General features: G+C 46.2%; 18 protein-coding genes. 4 read left to right on the forward strand and 14 right to left on the reverse strand.

Annotated elements, in window-relative coordinates:
• Positions 1 to 18 precede the first annotated feature (18 nt).
• Entirely contained in the window at positions 19 to 1,062 is a 1,044-nt protein-coding gene (gene yutH / locus QMZ64_RS15160) for a spore coat putative kinase YutH (protein ID WP_265627903.1), read from the reverse strand.
• A gap of 111 nt (positions 1,063 to 1,173) precedes the next feature.
• On the opposite strand from yutH, the gene QMZ64_RS15165 reads away from it, so the two are divergent.
• Positions 1,174 to 1,674, forward strand: coding sequence for a phosphatidylglycerophosphatase A family protein (locus QMZ64_RS15165; protein ID WP_243942296.1), 501 nt, complete (start codon positions 1,174 to 1,176; stop codon positions 1,672 to 1,674).
• A gap of 46 nt (positions 1,675 to 1,720) precedes the next feature.
• On the opposite strand, the gene QMZ64_RS15170 is transcribed toward QMZ64_RS15165, so the two are convergent.
• The 3 genes from QMZ64_RS15170 to QMZ64_RS15180 are packed head-to-tail and all read right to left on the reverse strand — an operon-like array spanning position 1,721 to position 3,255.
• Positions 1,721 to 2,491, reverse strand: a complete 771-nt coding sequence (locus QMZ64_RS15170) for a TIGR01457 family HAD-type hydrolase (RefSeq protein ID WP_265625771.1) — start codon at positions 2,489 to 2,491, stop codon at positions 1,721 to 1,723.
• A 20-nt stretch (positions 2,492 to 2,511) separates the two neighbouring features.
• The gene (locus tag QMZ64_RS15175) at positions 2,512 to 2,952 is read right to left on the reverse strand and encodes a DUF86 domain-containing protein (protein WP_035339277.1); all 441 of its coding nucleotides are present in this window, start codon (positions 2,950 to 2,952) and stop codon (positions 2,512 to 2,514) included.
• A gap of 27 nt (positions 2,953 to 2,979) precedes the next feature.
• Positions 2,980 to 3,255 carry a YutD family protein gene (locus tag QMZ64_RS15180; protein WP_003184977.1) on the reverse strand — a complete coding sequence of 92 codons (276 nt, stop codon included), beginning with the start codon at positions 3,253 to 3,255 and terminating at the stop codon, positions 2,980 to 2,982.
• A gap of 103 nt (positions 3,256 to 3,358) precedes the next feature.
• Here QMZ64_RS15180 and QMZ64_RS15185 point away from each other — a divergent pair, with 103 nt between their 5' ends.
• Entirely contained in the window at positions 3,359 to 3,976 is a 618-nt protein-coding gene (locus QMZ64_RS15185; protein WP_035337641.1) for a YhcN/YlaJ family sporulation lipoprotein, read from the forward strand.
• A gap of 53 nt (positions 3,977 to 4,029) precedes the next feature.
• On the opposite strand, the gene lipA is transcribed toward QMZ64_RS15185, so the two are convergent.
• Positions 4,030 to 4,941, reverse strand: a complete 912-nt coding sequence (lipA, locus tag QMZ64_RS15190; RefSeq protein WP_009329538.1) for a lipoyl synthase — start codon at positions 4,939 to 4,941, stop codon at positions 4,030 to 4,032.
• A gap of 231 nt (positions 4,942 to 5,172) precedes the next feature.
• On the opposite strand from lipA, the gene QMZ64_RS15195 reads away from it, so the two are divergent.
• Positions 5,173 to 6,153 carry a M23 family metallopeptidase gene (locus QMZ64_RS15195; RefSeq protein WP_020452846.1) on the forward strand — a complete coding sequence of 327 codons (981 nt, stop codon included), beginning with the start codon at positions 5,173 to 5,175 and terminating at the stop codon, positions 6,151 to 6,153.
• A gap of 46 nt (positions 6,154 to 6,199) precedes the next feature.
• On the opposite strand, the gene QMZ64_RS15200 is transcribed toward QMZ64_RS15195, so the two are convergent.
• The 8 genes from QMZ64_RS15200 to QMZ64_RS15235 all read right to left on the reverse strand — a co-directional run bounded on the left by QMZ64_RS15200 (position 6,200) and on the right by QMZ64_RS15235 (position 12,981).
• On the reverse strand, positions 6,200 to 6,313 hold the full coding sequence (locus QMZ64_RS15200; protein ID WP_003184985.1) for a methionine/alanine import family NSS transporter small subunit: 114 nt from the start codon (positions 6,311 to 6,313) through the stop codon (positions 6,200 to 6,202).
• Positions 6,310 to 7,839 carry a sodium-dependent transporter gene (locus tag QMZ64_RS15205; protein WP_043054462.1) on the reverse strand — a complete coding sequence of 510 codons (1,530 nt, stop codon included), beginning with the start codon at positions 7,837 to 7,839 and terminating at the stop codon, positions 6,310 to 6,312. The genes QMZ64_RS15200 and QMZ64_RS15205 overlap by 4 nt, the downstream gene beginning before the upstream one ends.
• Positions 7,840 to 8,022: 183 nt before the next feature.
• On the reverse strand, positions 8,023 to 8,799 hold the full coding sequence (gene yunB / locus QMZ64_RS15210; RefSeq protein WP_035337643.1) for a sporulation protein YunB: 777 nt from the start codon (positions 8,797 to 8,799) through the stop codon (positions 8,023 to 8,025).
• Between the two features lie 67 nt (positions 8,800 to 8,866).
• Positions 8,867 to 9,172 carry a YunC family protein gene (locus QMZ64_RS15215; RefSeq protein WP_003184991.1) on the reverse strand — a complete coding sequence of 102 codons (306 nt, stop codon included), beginning with the start codon at positions 9,170 to 9,172 and terminating at the stop codon, positions 8,867 to 8,869.
• A gap of 79 nt (positions 9,173 to 9,251) precedes the next feature.
• Positions 9,252 to 10,607, reverse strand: a complete 1,356-nt coding sequence (locus QMZ64_RS15220; protein ID WP_265625770.1) for a bifunctional metallophosphatase/5'-nucleotidase — start codon at positions 10,605 to 10,607, stop codon at positions 9,252 to 9,254.
• Positions 10,608 to 10,626: 19 nt separating this feature from the next.
• On the reverse strand, positions 10,627 to 11,448 hold the full coding sequence (locus QMZ64_RS15225; protein ID WP_265625769.1) for a sulfite exporter TauE/SafE family protein: 822 nt from the start codon (positions 11,446 to 11,448) through the stop codon (positions 10,627 to 10,629).
• 17 nt (positions 11,449 to 11,465) lie between these two features.
• Entirely contained in the window at positions 11,466 to 12,317 is an 852-nt protein-coding gene (locus tag QMZ64_RS15230; RefSeq protein WP_145651719.1) for a DUF72 domain-containing protein, read from the reverse strand.
• A 130-nt stretch (positions 12,318 to 12,447) separates the two neighbouring features.
• Entirely contained in the window at positions 12,448 to 12,981 is a 534-nt protein-coding gene (locus QMZ64_RS15235; RefSeq protein WP_243942286.1) for a hypothetical protein, read from the reverse strand.
• A gap of 88 nt (positions 12,982 to 13,069) precedes the next feature.
• Here QMZ64_RS15235 and QMZ64_RS15240 point away from each other — a divergent pair, with 88 nt between their 5' ends.
• Positions 13,070 to 13,654 carry a TetR/AcrR family transcriptional regulator gene (locus QMZ64_RS15240; protein ID WP_265625768.1) on the forward strand — a complete coding sequence of 195 codons (585 nt, stop codon included), beginning with the start codon at positions 13,070 to 13,072 and terminating at the stop codon, positions 13,652 to 13,654.
• A gap of 85 nt (positions 13,655 to 13,739) precedes the next feature.
• On the opposite strand, the gene QMZ64_RS15245 is transcribed toward QMZ64_RS15240, so the two are convergent.
• Positions 13,740 to 14,057 (reverse strand): YolC/YozM family protein, encoded by a 318-nt coding sequence (locus QMZ64_RS15245; RefSeq protein WP_265625767.1) that lies wholly within the window; start codon positions 14,055 to 14,057, stop codon positions 13,740 to 13,742.
• Positions 14,058 to 14,218: the final 161 nt, after the last annotated feature.

A 14,218-nucleotide genomic window follows, 5' to 3' on the forward strand; every position in this document is an offset into this window, starting at 1 on the left:
AAAAGAACACCGCGGCATCTATGGTGTCCTTTTCAGCCAATTGACAGGGGGCATGCTCATCAATCCTGCGGCTCTCATGCCCACCATTTCTTGAATCCCGTTCAGAAATTGCTCATAAGCCGGCGCTTGAGACAATAAATGGTCGAGTCTGCTTTCAAAATAATGGTGCTCTGATTCAGGAGAAATATAGTACCCCTCAACCGTCTCAAAATAGTGGAGCGGAAACAGCAGCCTGCTGTACACCAGCCGCTTAGAAAATGAGGAAAGCGGCGCGGCTTGTTCGTATTGCTGAAAAAACAATGCGATTTCATTGAAGTTTTTCCTTTCGTGAAACAAGCTTCTGGCATATTCCGCAAGATCCCTTGCCGCATGATCAAACACCCATTCCATCGGGATTTTTATAAGCGGCTCGCGTCTTAAAGCCTCACAGGTGAGCCGCTGCTGGCAAATCGTCCCGGAGTCGGCGGCCTGCGGCTGATCATCCAATTCGGTATCGGCCAAATATTGAATCGCATTTTCGGTTAAACCGAGATAATAAGGAAACGATTCGATAAAATGTTTTTCAAAAGGCTGCAGCTGTCTTGCCTGCGTTTTTTGAATCCAGAATTGTTCCAGCTGGTCGAGCCGTTTCCCCCACAGTTCTTTCCACTGCCCGATCCGCGAGGTTTCTTTTACCTCGTAAGGGTATCCCCTTCCCTTCTGATGAAATTCGGCCAGCTCCGCCCCAAATGAAACAGACCTGTTTGTCATGCGGGGAGCAGCTTGAAGCAGCACATATGAGGCGCCATTGTCCTCAAATGTCATCTCCCCGTCCTTTGTCAATATAAAAGATGAAACGTATGGGTCGCGCTGTTCTTGCAAATACTGACTCATACTAAACAATTCCGCCAGCTCATCCTGACTTAAGTGGGATACCGGGATGATCAAAAACATCGAATTCGGGGTATGAAAAGCCTGATAAGACAAGTAAGAAGTAAGGTCGCGAATATGGATTCCGAACTTTTCTTTGATCAGTTCCTTCACGGATATCACTTCCTGATAAATTTTTCTCCTTCTACACATCGTAATCAAGAAAGGATTCGATTATGAATCGATCCGGAAAAAGAGTTCTAAAATCGTTACATTTTTAAGGTTGTTTGTATACACTAAGTAAAAAAAGATTGGGTGAAAATGATGCCGGAAAACAACAGCATGCATCAAATCGAAACAGCAGCAAAAGAATGGCTTGAGAAACGGGGCGTCAAGATTTCGGAAATTGCCGATCTTGTCTACGTACTGCAGAAGAAATATCATCCAAACTTGACAAAAGAAGAATGTGAAGAGAATGTCAACCGGGTCATGAAAAAACGCGAAGTTCAAAATGCCGTGATTACAGGGATTCAATTGGATATGCTGGGAGAGCAAAGAAAGCTCATGGAACCGCTCCAAACCTTAATCGAGACAGATGAAAGCCTGTACGGCGTCGATGAAATCTTATCCTTCTCCATTGTGAATTTGTATGGATCAATCGGTTATACAAACTATGGATATATCGATAAAATCAAACCGGGAGTGCTCGCACGATTAAACGATAAATCAACAGGCGAATGCCACACGTTTTTGGATGATATCGTCGGAGCGATTGCGGCAGCCGCATCCAGCAGACTGGCGCATCGAGCAAAAGATACGGAATAAGCATTAAAAAACACTTGTCCTTAAAAGACAAGTGTTTTTTTGCGGTTTAGATGCGATCCATCCAGTCTGTCAATGAATCAATGACATATGTCGGCTTTTCCTGATAGGCTTCAAGGTGTTCTTTTTTGGTCACGCCCGTATGAACGAGAAGCGTGTCCATCCCGGAATTCATTCCCGCCATAATATCCGTATCATAATTGTCACCGACCATCAGCGTTTCACTGATATCTGTGCCGAGCACCTTCATCGCCTGCTCCATGATGATCGGTTCCGGCTTGCCGATAAAAATTGGCTCTGTCTGCGTAGAAACGGTTAATACTGACGTGAGAGAACCATTGCCTGGCAAGAGTCCTCTTTCTGTAGGAATGGCGATATCGCCGTTAGTCGAAATGAATGTAGCGCCGTTGCGGATGGCAAGGCAACCGACGGCTAGCTTTTCGTATGTAATGCCGCGGTCGATACCGACGACGACGAAGTCGGAGTCTTCTTCGCCGAATGCCAGTCCTTTTTCCTCAATGGCCTGCCGGATGCCTTCCTCACCGATCACATAGACGGAAGCATCTCGTTTTTGTTCGGCGATAAAATTGGCGGTCGCCATGCTGGTTGTGAATACCTGGCTCTCTTCGGCCGGAATATCAAATGAAACAAGCTTGTCCGCCACTTGCTTCGGCGTGCGCGACGAGTTGTTCGTAACGAACAGATACGGGATGTTCCGGTTTTTCAGCTTCCTTACGAATTCGCATGCTTCTTCAATTTTTTCCGTCCCTTTGTACATTGTTCCATCCAGATCAATTAAGTATCCTTTGTATGTTTTCATGTTGTACACTCCAGTTTTGTTTAGTGCGGTTTGAATGCGGATACCGGACCGAGCTCATGGTTTAAATAATCGCGGATCCGCGCCGGAAATTTCTCAAGCGTTTCCGCATGCCTGCTGAGCAGCTCGTCCAATTCTTCATGGTTGACATTCAAGTAGTCTTGAACCAATGTTTTCCGATAGGCGATCAAATGTTTCAGACTGTCGCCTTCCGCTTGGCTGACAACCTTTTCATCGGTCAGTATATCCATTATGTCGTCATAGCTTCCAGGATCTCTCATAATAAAGCCGTCAATCATATCGTTCCCTATATCCAGTATACATTCGATCAGCGTGTGGCCGATTCGTTCGAGCGCTTTTTTTTCGACGTCGGAAGTCCATTCCTCCTGCGTTTGATAAAGCCGAAGCTCCTCTTCCAGGAAGTTCAGCGTGTTTTCGATTTTGTGTCGATCGACAAAATACATCATCAGAGCATCCCCTTTTATGATCGCTTATTTTCGCAGACGTTTTAAAACAAAGTAGGCACATCCGAAATTGCAGTACTCGTAAATATATTCATCAAGCGTGCTGATCTTCGTATCAAATGTGGCCTTTTGATTTTGATCGTCAAAAAAGCCTTTCAGCCTCAGCTGGCTGTATCCCCAATCCCCGACGATGTAGTCATATTTATTTAAAATATCGGAGTATCTGGCTTTAAACGCTTCTTCGTTAAAACCGTTTTTCACATCTTTGACGACTTCAAATGCAGCGTTCTGAACGACAATCATTCTTTTCACCTCTTTTATATGATAATTCAAACCCGGGCCGCCATCAATTGCTAAGAATAAATCCTCCCCGTTGGAAAAGCTATAAATGAGGAGGAAAAGCAGAATGAAGAAAAAAATTCTTTTAGCAGGGCTGCTGGCGGTGCCTTTAGCAGGATGCCAGACGGCCTTAAACGATACCGAACACAATATATATGACGAAGACGGAAATACCGTTCACGTTGCAGATAAGAACCCTCAATATCATGAAAAGTTCAGAAATGACAACCGAAAAGGCAGATTCGGATATGCGCGCCATCAGGCAACACCTGTTGCAAACAAGGAAGAAATGCAGGCGCCCCAAATCGACCGGGAAGAAATGGCGCATATTATATCTAGTTTAACGGTTCAGCTTCCCAATATTCAAGATGCGTCAGCGCTTGTAACAGACGAAGAAGCGCTTGTCGTGTACAAAACGGACTCCGGACAGCGCGAACTGACGGCTGATCAAGTCAAAAAGACGGCGGCATCCGTCATTCCGAGATATTACCATATCTATATTTCCGATGATCCGGATATGATGCAGTCCGTCGCCAACTTCAGCCGGCTTGGAGCCAATTCAAGAAACGTCGATCAGCTGATGGCCGATACGATTAAGGAAATGCAAAAATCGCCGCAAGGCAAAACAACGACAGGTACAGATGAAAACGGCCTTGACGGAAAAGGAAAAGCGACCGAATCATGACCTGAAAATAAGAAAAACGCCAGCGCAAACGGCTGGCGTTTTTTCATCCCATGTTATGCCTGTGCCTGGCGTTTTTTGGACGCTTCATTTACCTGTTCATCGGCATGGTATGAAGAGCGGACGAGCGGCCCTGCTTCACAGTGACTGAAGCCTTTTTCCATGGCGATTTCTTTCAGCTCGGCAAACTCGTCAGGATGGTAATATTTCTGTACTTTAATATGTTTTTTGGACGGCTGCAAATACTGGCCGATTGCCATGATGTCAACATTGTTCGCAAGAAGGTCGTCCATTGTTTCGATGATTTCTTCTTTTGTTTCGCCGAGGCCGATCATGATGCTGGATTTCGTCGGGATATCAGGCTGCATCTCTTTGGCGCGGCGCAAAAATTCCAATGACCTTTCGTATGTAGCTCTCGCACGGACTCTCGGCGTCAGGCGGCGGACCGTCTCAATATTATGGTTTAAAATGTCCGGACGCGTATCCATCAGCGTTTTCAAATTATTATAATCTCCGCCCATATCAGACGGGAGAACTTCGATTGTTGTAAACGGGCTTTTTCTCCGCACGGCGCGTACGGTTTCAGCGAATACCCCCGCTCCTCCGTCTTTTAAATCGTCGCGGGCAACGGCTGTAATGACCGCGTGTTTCAGGTTCATGATGCTCACAGAATCTGCGACTCTTTCCGGCTCATTCAAGTCAAGTTCTGTCGGCAGCCCCGTCTTCACCGCACAGAAGCGGCAGGCTCTCGTACAGACAGATCCGAGAATCATAAAGGTTGCGGTACGTCTAACGGCCCAGCATTCGTGAATGTTCGGGCATTTCGCCTCTTCACAGACCGTATGGAGGTTGTTTTCCCGCATTAATTTTTTTAAGCCCGTATAGTTTTCATTTGTGTTCAGCTTGATCTTAAGCCATTCGGGCTTTCTTAGGTGCTCGTCTTTCTTTGCCAATTCCATCATCTCCATTGTGGATTGTAGTCAAGTTCAATACGAAAACATAGCGCCGGATGTGTCCCCTTGCTTTGGAACCGCTTAAATTAAAAATGCTAAATCTTCATCTTTAGTCACTTTAACATAGTACAGATTTGTGAACAAGAGCATGATTAGACAAGATCGAATTTCTAACATTTTCTTATTATCGATTTCTGCAGATGTCACAAACTAACCGTATTCAAACTGAAAGGAGCTAAGGACACTGTGAAAGCTGTATTATCCGTTCTCATCCTCCTTTTGCTCATATCGCAGCCGTGCGCTCTTGCAAAGGAGAAAAAAGAGCCCGATCTGCAAAAGAGAATGGCCCTTTATCATAAAACAGAAGCTGCAACCCATATTCCTTGGTATGTTTTCGCGGCTGTCGACCAATACGAAATCAATATCCGCAAAAACCGCAAGGACTTGCCGAAGCAAAAAGGGCACACCGGGATATATATTCCGCAAAGCGTGTGGAGCGGACCTGAAAACCCCAACCCGAAAGATACGTCACCGCTCAGCATCAAGGTTTTTGACGGAATTGGAATGGACGGAAACGGAGACGGACTGGCGGAACCGGATCAGGATGAAGACGTCCTTTATACGTTTGGACAATACTTGTTGACATATGGAAGAGACATAGAAAATATCCGCATCGGCCTGTGGGAGTTTTACGAAAGAGATCAGACGGTCGGCATCATATCAGGCTTTATCAGGCTTTTTCAAAAATACGGCCACATTGATTTGGGCAAGCACGCCTTTCCTCTTCCCGTAAGATCAGATTACAGCTATAGAAGCACATGGGGAGATGCCCGCGGATTCGGGGGCAGGCGCATTCACGAAGGGACGGATTTGTTCGCCCATTACGGCCTCCCCGTCCGGTCGACATGCTACGGTATTGTGGAAATGAAAGGCTGGAATCGTTTCGGCGGATGGCGGATCGGAATCAGAGACATCAACAATACGTACCATTATTTCGCCCATTTGAACGGATTCACAAAAGGCTTGAAAGTGGGAGAAATCGTCGAACCCGGCCAAGTGATCGGCTCGGTCGGAGCAACGGGATATGGGCCGCCGGGAACATCGGGAAAATTCCCGCCCCATCTTCACTACGGCATGTATAAAGACAACGGAAGAACCGAATGGTCTTTTGACCCTTATCCTCATTTAAGGGCATGGGAACGGAAGGAGCTTCGAAAGAAAAAATAAAAGACATCCCTATTTCAGAAGAATAGGGATGTTTTCTTGTCAGAGATTAACCGGCTTGGCTTTTCTTGCTTTTCACAACCGCATTGATGATGCTTGCGGCCAAGCCTCCCCAAATAATGACGATGCCGATCACCATCATTGCTATAGATGCGCCGTTCATGAGGAAACCTCCTTGTCATGTTGAAATGGCGTATATTTCAGTTCGTTCTTCCATTTTGAAAGCGAAAGGATAAATCCGGCTGCAATCGCTCCAACAGCGACGCACCATCCCCATTTCAGGAGAAACTCTACCGGCAGATCACCGTAAGCTGTTGTGATATTCGTCTTGATATTATCAAACATCATATACCCCAGAACAATCGGCGTGACGACGCTCAGGCAGATTCTCCACCAGGCGCCGAGCTGAATGTCGGAAACCGAATTGGCGTGAGCCTGCAAAGCTTTCAGCTCTTTCGCAAACCATGCAATCGCAACGACTTCGATCAATCCGGCAAGCGCTACTCCGAAATTGTTGATAAAGTAATCGGCTGCATCGAGAAAGAACAGCCCGCCTTTTGTCGCAAATACGAGCGAACACAATGCAGCAGCCCCTCCGCCGAACAGCACGGCTTTCCGCCGCGGAACGTTGAATTTATCCTGAATCGCGGCAACATATGTTTCAGAGATCGAAATGAGAGACGACAGACCTGCCAAAACGAGCGAACCAAAGAATAAAAACCCGAAAAGCACATTAAACGCCGGAAACTCATTGATGATTTGCGGAAAGACGACGAACGCCAAACCGATTCCGGAAGAGACGACCTCCTTAACTGGAACGCCCTGCTGCGCGGCCATAAAGCCCAGCGCACTGAATACCCCGATCCCGGCCAGCAGCTCGAACGACGAATTCCCGAAGCCGGTGATGAACGCATTGTTTGTAACATCGGATTTTTTCGGCAAATAGCTGGAATACGTAATCATGATGGCAAACGCGATCGACAGACTGAAGAAAATTTGGCCGTATGCCGCCACCCAAACTTTTCCGTTTGTGATCTGGCTCCAATCAGGCGTGAAAAACGCATTCAGCCCTTGAGCAGCCCCGTCAAGTGTAATCGAATAAATGACGATGATTAAAAATAAGACCACAAGCAGCGGAATGAAGATGCGGTTCGCAATTTCGATTCCTTTTTTGACTCCGGCAAATAAAATGCCTAAGGAAACAATCCAGACAATCGCGAGCGGAATCAGGACGCCCGGCACGAAGCCTCCGAATTGCCCGATGGCTCCTCCTCCAATATCAACTCTGTTTAAATATTCAGTCATTAGAAAATTTTCTGTATCTTTACCCCAGCCTAAATTGAAAGAAAAGACAGTGTAAGAAATGGCCCATGCCACGATCACGGCATAATACGTCGAGATGACAAATGAGATGGCGACCTGCCACCAGCCGATCCACTCCTTTCCTTTCCCCATCCGGGCATAGGATAGCGGGGCTGAGCCCCTGTATTTATGGCCGATTGTAAATTCCATGATGAGAAGTGGGATTCCTGCTGTCAAAAGCGCGAACAAATATGGCAGAAAGAACGCGCCTCCTCCGTTTTCATAAGCTACAGCCGGGAACCTCCATATATTCCCCAAACCGATCGCAGAACCGACAGCTGCTAAAATAAAACCCGCTCTTGTTCCCCATTGCGGACGACTATCCATAAGCTTCCTCCTTTACCTTATTGAAACATCTGAAAACAATGAATTTTCTAATAATTATTATTATTGAATAGTATATACAGTCTTTTTGCCTAAGTCAAAGTATTTTTTTAAGAAAATAGACACATTCTGTTTCCAGGACGCAAAAAAAAGCATTCTGCCTGATGTGTGCAGAACGCCTGGAAATCATTGCTTATTTTGTTCCTTTTTTTGTTCTGTTTTTTCATCCTTTGAAGGGATTTGAATCGATGGCGCCGTCTGGCTGCCGTTGCCGCTGTAGAAGTCGGGTACTTCGCCGTGCACGGCTTGAATCGTTGCCGGAATCGTATTTTTGACAACCGCCGTTTTTGTCGCAAACGGTATGACGACACGGACCTTGACTTCGACAAGAATCCCAATATTAATTAATGCATTATTAATTCCGTACGGTTCCACACTTTTTTTGAAATCTGTAAAAACATCTCCTACAACATTAAAGCGCACCGGTATTTTCGGCCCGAGGTTTCCAAGCAGGGAATTTCCCGTTGTCTGGCCGAGAGGAATTTGATAAATCACGCCATCACTCTTGTCTTCCGGCGTTTTCGCAGAAGAATTAAATTCTTCTGTTTCCGTTACTTTCAAATTTTCATGCAGCCGTTTCGTAATCTTGGTCTGCATATCGCGAACAACATGGGAATTGAAATTGATCGTTGTTACTTTCCCGTTTTCATTTGTCTTCATTTCGACCATGTTTTGCACATTTTCATCTTGGTTCATATAATCCTCGACAGCTTCCTGGATGACGTGCGTCGCAATCCGGTTCGTTTCCATTTCAGCGATGTTCAGAAGCGTCGGTTTGATGGATGAGTTGATGATCAACAGGCTGACGGCCGTTGAAAAAATAAAAAATACAAACGAAAGCAGCATGACATATCGAAAAGGCAAAGGTCCTCTTTTTGACAGAGGGCCGCGAAATCTTCGCAAGCAAAATCCCCCCTTACATCAAAAGTGTATGCTTGTAAGAGGGGATATACGATTCAATCAGACAACTTTATTTCACCATTTTTAAAAGGGCTTCTTTGCCGCTCATTCCGGGATGGATGCCGAGCTCTCCGGCCGCATCGGTTACAGATTCGAGCGGTGCTTCGAGAAGCTGATCGATCGTCCGCACGCCGACGGCTCTGGCGGCGACGATTTTCCGTTCTTTTAATTTATCATTCAGCAGGGCGACGTCAAGCGCTCCGCACATAATATATCCATGGTCATTGGTTACCGCCATAAAGTTCGTTTTCGGCAGTTTGACCGTTACAGCCGTAAACGGCTGATCTTCTATCATAATTGGAGTTAAATTTACCATCGCAATCCCTCCTTTACCATTAATGTATGATAAAGCGAGAGACATGTTCCGGTTTGCCCCGAATCTTAGAGCATCTGTATTAGAACCGGTTTGCTTTTTTAAGCTTCCAGGCGAGCAGATCGCGCAGGAATTCAGGCATAAAGTACTCGATATCTTCCGCATCGCGGATCGCCGGAAACAGCGTTCCGAGTGTAAACATATCAATCGTGGCGATCGTGTAGAACGCATCATCTTCAATGTCCGTTCCGTTGACAGAGAGCTTTTCCGGGTCAAGGCCGGCATACAGCATTTTCCCCATCACTTCGCCGCGAAAACCGAGCCCTTTAATTCGCAGTTTCTCGGTTTCTTCCGATGATGCATGGAAGATGACCTCTTTCAGCTCACGTCCCGTCAGCTTCAGTTTGACCGGATTAATCGGATGCGGACAGATGCGGTGAACATCCGCTTTCGTCACCGCGCCTTGTGATAGAGACTCCAGTACAATGCCTGAGTTGACCATTCCGATTTCCGCCTCACACCATTCCTTTAAGGCGTCTGCCAGCATTTGCGGAAGGGCGCTTCTCCGGAACCAGGCGGTTTCAAGGATGTTGTCCAATGTCGCAATTTCTTCTTCAAGCAGATGTCCGGCTTCTTTCTCTTTTTCCTTCAGAAAACGAATCGTCTCCTCTGATTCTTCGTTCCATTCTGCCGTCTTCATAACGGTTGCTGTGATGTTCTCAAGCGTTCCGTTATACGTCAGTTCAACATGACCGACATAGTTCCCGTATTTTTCGGCGCAGGCCAGCATAACGCCGTCTTTCATCATCCCTTCTTCAAGCAGGTGATGGGTGTGGGAGCCGAGAATCAGGTCGATTTCGGGAAAAGCCTCCGCGACGCGCTGATCATCCAAAATGCCGAGGTGTGAAAGAAGAATGACAGTATCGGCTTTTTCTTTGATTTCACTGAGCATCTCGCCGATGCTTTCAAATGCGTCTGCAACCGTCCAGCCAAGCTGCCGGTAGATCGGATAATACGGGACTGTCACACCGAGAATGGCAAGAGTTGCACCGCTCTTCACCTTTTTGAGCACATACGGTGCTGCCCAGCCGGGCCTCTTCCCTTTTTCGTCAAACAAATTGGAAACAACAACAGGAAACTGTGCGTTGTCATAAAGTGTATCCAGCTCCTGATGCGGCAGTGTAATCCCTTCATTGTTCCCGATCGTTGCAGCATCATACTGCAGACGGTTCAACAGCTCCACATTCGCTTTTCCGAAGGTGGCCTCAGATATCGGATGGAATCTGTCGACATGATCGCCGAGGTCGAACAAAAGCACTTCTTCCCCCTGCTCTTCATGTTTTTGTCTTTGTGTCTGAATATAATCGACGATTTTCGGCCAGTTTTCAAAATGGCTGTGCAAATCGTTCGTATGGTAAATATGGAGCTTTTCCGTCATGCAAATCTCTCCCTAACGTTTAACTAAACACGCCTTGATAGATTAATCTGATTCCGATGATGATCAATACGAACCTCATGATCAATACGATCGTCTTTGTTTGCATCTTTTTATTAATGTAGGCGCCGAGCTGTCCGCCAAACCAGGCGCCCGGGATCAATGCGAGCGCATAAAGCCAGTTGACATGGCCCGCGATGACATGGCCGGCAGAGCCCGCGACAGATGAAAGGAAAATAATAAACATCGATGTCGCAACAGCGACCCTTGTCGGAAATAAAAACAGAAGAATCATCGCCGGCACCATCAGCGAGCCGCCTCCGATACCGAAAAGCCCGCCGAGGAAGCCGACGACAAAGGCGATCGCGATTCCGGCTAAAGGATGATATGAATACGTATATTCCTGTCCTTCATTTCCTGTGAACGTTCTAATAACGCCCGTATGCTTTTTCTCGGCAGGTTTCACCCTTTTCTTTATCATTAAGGAAAGGGAAATGAGAATCATAAAAATCCCGAACCATAGAGAAAACGAGTCTGAGCTGAAATATGTCGATACATGGGCACCTGCGATGCTGCCCGGCCCCGAGCCGATGAAAAAAATAAGACCGCTTTTATAATCTACGGTTTTATATTTCATATACGCAAGCGTTGAAGAAAGCCCTGTGAATATGATGACAACCAGCGATGTGCCGACCGCCATTTGCGGTGTCACATGGTCAAACAGCGTCGGCAGCCCCGCCAGAAAAAGGAGCGAGGGAACGATGACGATCCCTCCGCCGAGCCCGACAAGACTGCCGATGGTTCCCGCGATAAATCCGAGTATGATCAAGATAAGATATTCCATAAAATAAGTCCTCTTTTCTAGCTGAATAAATCGAGCTGCCTTGGCGTAAGCCCTTTGTATTCAATATCGAGCAGCTCCTTCATTTGCTTCCCGTTTTGAGCCGCATCACCGCCTGAATTGTTATTAAACAGCACGTAAACGTTTTTCGACTGCTGTTCAAGCAGCTCAAGGTTTTTCTTCCAGTCTTTTAATTCTTGTTCATTATATAAATATAAATACCTGACCTCACGCCAATTTTGCCCAGAAGACGGCCTTAACCAGCCTTCCTTGTTGCGGCCGTGAAAACGGACGAGCGTTTTTTGGCTGTCAGTCGCATGAAGAACCGTCGGTATGCTGCCTTCGCCCGCCTGGGGTTCATCGCAAATGCTGTGAATCCATTGCTGTTCCTCCATAAAAGCGAGCGTTTTGTCGTAAAACTGGGGCATAAACCATGACCGATGCCTGAATTCAAGCGCACACGGTATATCTCCCATTTTCTCTTTTACCCATCTTAAGTAATTGACGTTTTCTTTTTTGCAATCAAACCATGGCGGAAACTGAAAGAGGACCATCGCCAGCTTGCCCGCTTTTATGTATGGCGTTAACGAAAGCTTAAAAGCAGCAAACATGTCGTCTTTCGTTTCAAAGGGGATTTCCCCGCGCTGATGCCCCGTCATTCCCTGATATGCCTTAATGATAAACTGAAAGGTTTCCGGCGTCTCCTTCACCCATTTTTCATTGTTCCGCTCGGGCTGAATCGCGTAAAAGCTCGCATCAAGCTCGACGATCGGAAAATGCGCCGAATAGTGGATCAGCTTGTTTTGACTGCTTGTCTTGGGCGGATACAGGCTGTCATGATCCCCCCATCCTGTTAATCCAATATAAATCAATGCAGTTCACCTCTTCTTTTAGTTTATCACAGGTTTTTTTCGAAAACTTGATCCAGGTCTGCTTGTAGCATTTCCTTTTTCAGCGGCGGGATACTTGAACATGAAAAAGAAGCCGGACATCCGGCTTCTTTTAACGGGCTTTCTTCGGAAAAAGGGTAAAGCTGAAACTGTACAGAAAATCGATGGCAAGGATGATCGTCCATAAAGAAGCGATGCGGATTAACGGTTCCGTTCTTTCCGGGTCGCCGATGAACAGATGCATCCCGGCCAGCAGCGCCGCCCCGATCAGCCATGCGATAAAATGCCGCAACCAGCCTTTGCGCTCTTTTTTAGCGTGTTCCTTGCCGTACTGCGGGCCTTTGTCAGGCTTCGGACCGCCGGCAAAGCGATAGGCGAACCTTTCATCCGCCCATTTGATCATGCGGCTCCCGAACGCGATGCTGACACCGATATAAACGGCGGCGATGCCGTGCAAAACATCCGCTTGCGCCCCATTGTACAGATCAAGCGCCGTTGCAGCCAAAAGTAGCAAATCCAAAACCGGGGTACATGCAAACATGATCAAACCAGCCTTTTTCCAGCCTGCCATATAGCGAAAAATAAGGCCAAGCAGAATAAAAATCCAAAAACCAATCTCACAAGCTATAATCAATAAACCAATCACCTTTTATCCGCCTCTCTTTTTAACACATTTGTACTAAAAAATTATAACACAGATGTATTAAATAATACAGCCGTGTTATAATGTGTGTATGCCAAAAATAGTTGATCACGAAAAACAAAAAGAAAAAATTGCCGAAGCGGTGTGGAATGTGATTCACAGGGATGGACTTGAACATTGCACCGTCAGAAATGTCGCTAAGGAAGCCGGACTTTCGGCCGGATCGATGCGCCATTATTTTCCCCAACAGTCTGAGCTTTTCATTTATTCAATGAGGCTTGTGGCAAACCGGGTCAAAACGCGGATTGAGAGCATGACATTTAACGGTACACCGGCTGAGAACGTCAAACAGCTTCTTTTTCAGCTTATGCCTCTTGATGAGGAGCGAAAACTGGAAATGGAGGCATGGTATGCATTTACGGCCAAATCGCTCAGCGATCCGGAGCTCAAACCGTTGAGAAAGGAGATGAATGAAGGCATTTATTCAGCCTGTAAATCGGCTGTTGAAATGCTGGTGAGTACCGGCGCCAAACCGGGGATCGAAGTCCTAAAGGAAACCGAGCACTTGTACGCCCTTGTCGACGGGCTGGCGCTTCATTTGATCATGGACCCCGAAAAGCTGACGGCTGAAAGGATCGATTCTGTATTGGCCGGTTATTTGAGATCGTTGGAATAGGCACAGATCGATCGCATTGCACCCGAAACCACACCCACAGGAAAAGCAGGCCTCTCAGCCTGCTTTTTTGATTAGTTCTCTTGTTTTAGATTCTCACGGATTTCCTCTTCATTTCTTCAACGTTTCTTTTAATAATTTCAATTTCGTATTTCTCTTTTGCATCTGGAGGTAAGTTCTCATCTAAGTATTCTCGGAGTTTTTCTTCGCTTCTAGTATCATCAAGACCTATTGATATAACTGGGTCTGTTTTTCCAATCACAGAACTAACTAAACCAAACTTATCAAAGGCGTCTAGGAGTACTTCTTCAGTTGTTTTTTGATTTGGATCAGCCGCTTGTGAAGCTGTATTAAACAGTAACAAGAAAAGAGCTAAGAACAAAATTCCGAACCGTTTTTTCTTCATTATTCTCTCCTTAAAATAAATTCTTCTAGCACAGCATTGAGTTCCTATTTTTATGTATTCCGGCTTTTTGGGACAACCGTTTATTCACCGGACCTGAAGGCGTTCACGAGATAAGTAGTCTTTATTTTCTGAGGAAGCAGGCTCATGAGGTTGATCAGTGT

Source organism: Bacillus sp. LB7 (assembly GCF_030449715.1).
In the GTDB taxonomy this organism is placed as follows: domain Bacteria; phylum Bacillota; class Bacilli; order Bacillales; family Bacillaceae; genus Bacillus; species Bacillus paralicheniformis.

What these genes read in the sequence shown, in the direction of transcription:
- QMZ64_RS15215 (WP_003184991.1), bottom strand. Translation starts at nt 9,172, where the DNA reads ATGGTAAATTTAACTCCAATTATGATAGAAGATCAGCCGTTTACGGCT.
- QMZ64_RS15205 (WP_043054462.1), bottom strand. Translation starts at nt 7,839, where the DNA reads ATGGATAGTCGTCCGCAATGGGGAACAAGAGCGGGTTTTATTTTAGCA.
- QMZ64_RS15175 (WP_035339277.1), bottom strand. Translation starts at nt 2,952, where the DNA reads ATGTATTTTGTCGATCGACACAAAATCGAAAACACGCTGAACTTCCTG.
- QMZ64_RS15185 (WP_035337641.1), top strand. Translation starts at nt 3,359, where the DNA reads ATGAAGAAAAAAATTCTTTTAGCAGGGCTGCTGGCGGTGCCTTTAGCA.
- QMZ64_RS15165 (WP_243942296.1), top strand. Translation starts at nt 1,174, where the DNA reads ATGCCGGAAAACAACAGCATGCATCAAATCGAAACAGCAGCAAAAGAA.
- QMZ64_RS15180 (WP_003184977.1), bottom strand. Translation starts at nt 3,255, where the DNA reads ATGATTGTCGTTCAGAACGCTGCATTTGAAGTCGTCAAAGATGTGAAA.
- QMZ64_RS15225 (WP_265625769.1), bottom strand. Translation starts at nt 11,448, where the DNA reads ATGGAATATCTTATCTTGATCATACTCGGATTTATCGCGGGAACCATC.
- QMZ64_RS15200 (WP_003184985.1), bottom strand. Translation starts at nt 6,313, where the DNA reads ATGAACGGCGCATCTATAGCAATGATGGTGATCGGCATCGTCATTATT.
- QMZ64_RS15245 (WP_265625767.1), bottom strand. Translation starts at nt 14,057, where the DNA reads ATGAAGAAAAAACGGTTCGGAATTTTGTTCTTAGCTCTTTTCTTGTTA.
- QMZ64_RS15170 (WP_265625771.1), bottom strand. Translation starts at nt 2,491, where the DNA reads ATGAAAACATACAAAGGATACTTAATTGATCTGGATGGAACAATGTAC.
- QMZ64_RS15220 (WP_265625770.1), bottom strand. Translation starts at nt 10,607, where the DNA reads ATGACGGAAAAGCTCCATATTTACCATACGAACGATTTGCACAGCCAT.
- yutH (WP_265627903.1), bottom strand. Translation starts at nt 1,062, where the DNA reads ATGTGTAGAAGGAGAAAAATTTATCAGGAAGTGATATCCGTGAAGGAA.
- QMZ64_RS15240 (WP_265625768.1), top strand. Translation starts at nt 13,070, where the DNA reads ATGCCAAAAATAGTTGATCACGAAAAACAAAAAGAAAAAATTGCCGAA.
- lipA (WP_009329538.1), bottom strand. Translation starts at nt 4,941, where the DNA reads ATGGAGATGATGGAATTGGCAAAGAAAGACGAGCACCTAAGAAAGCCC.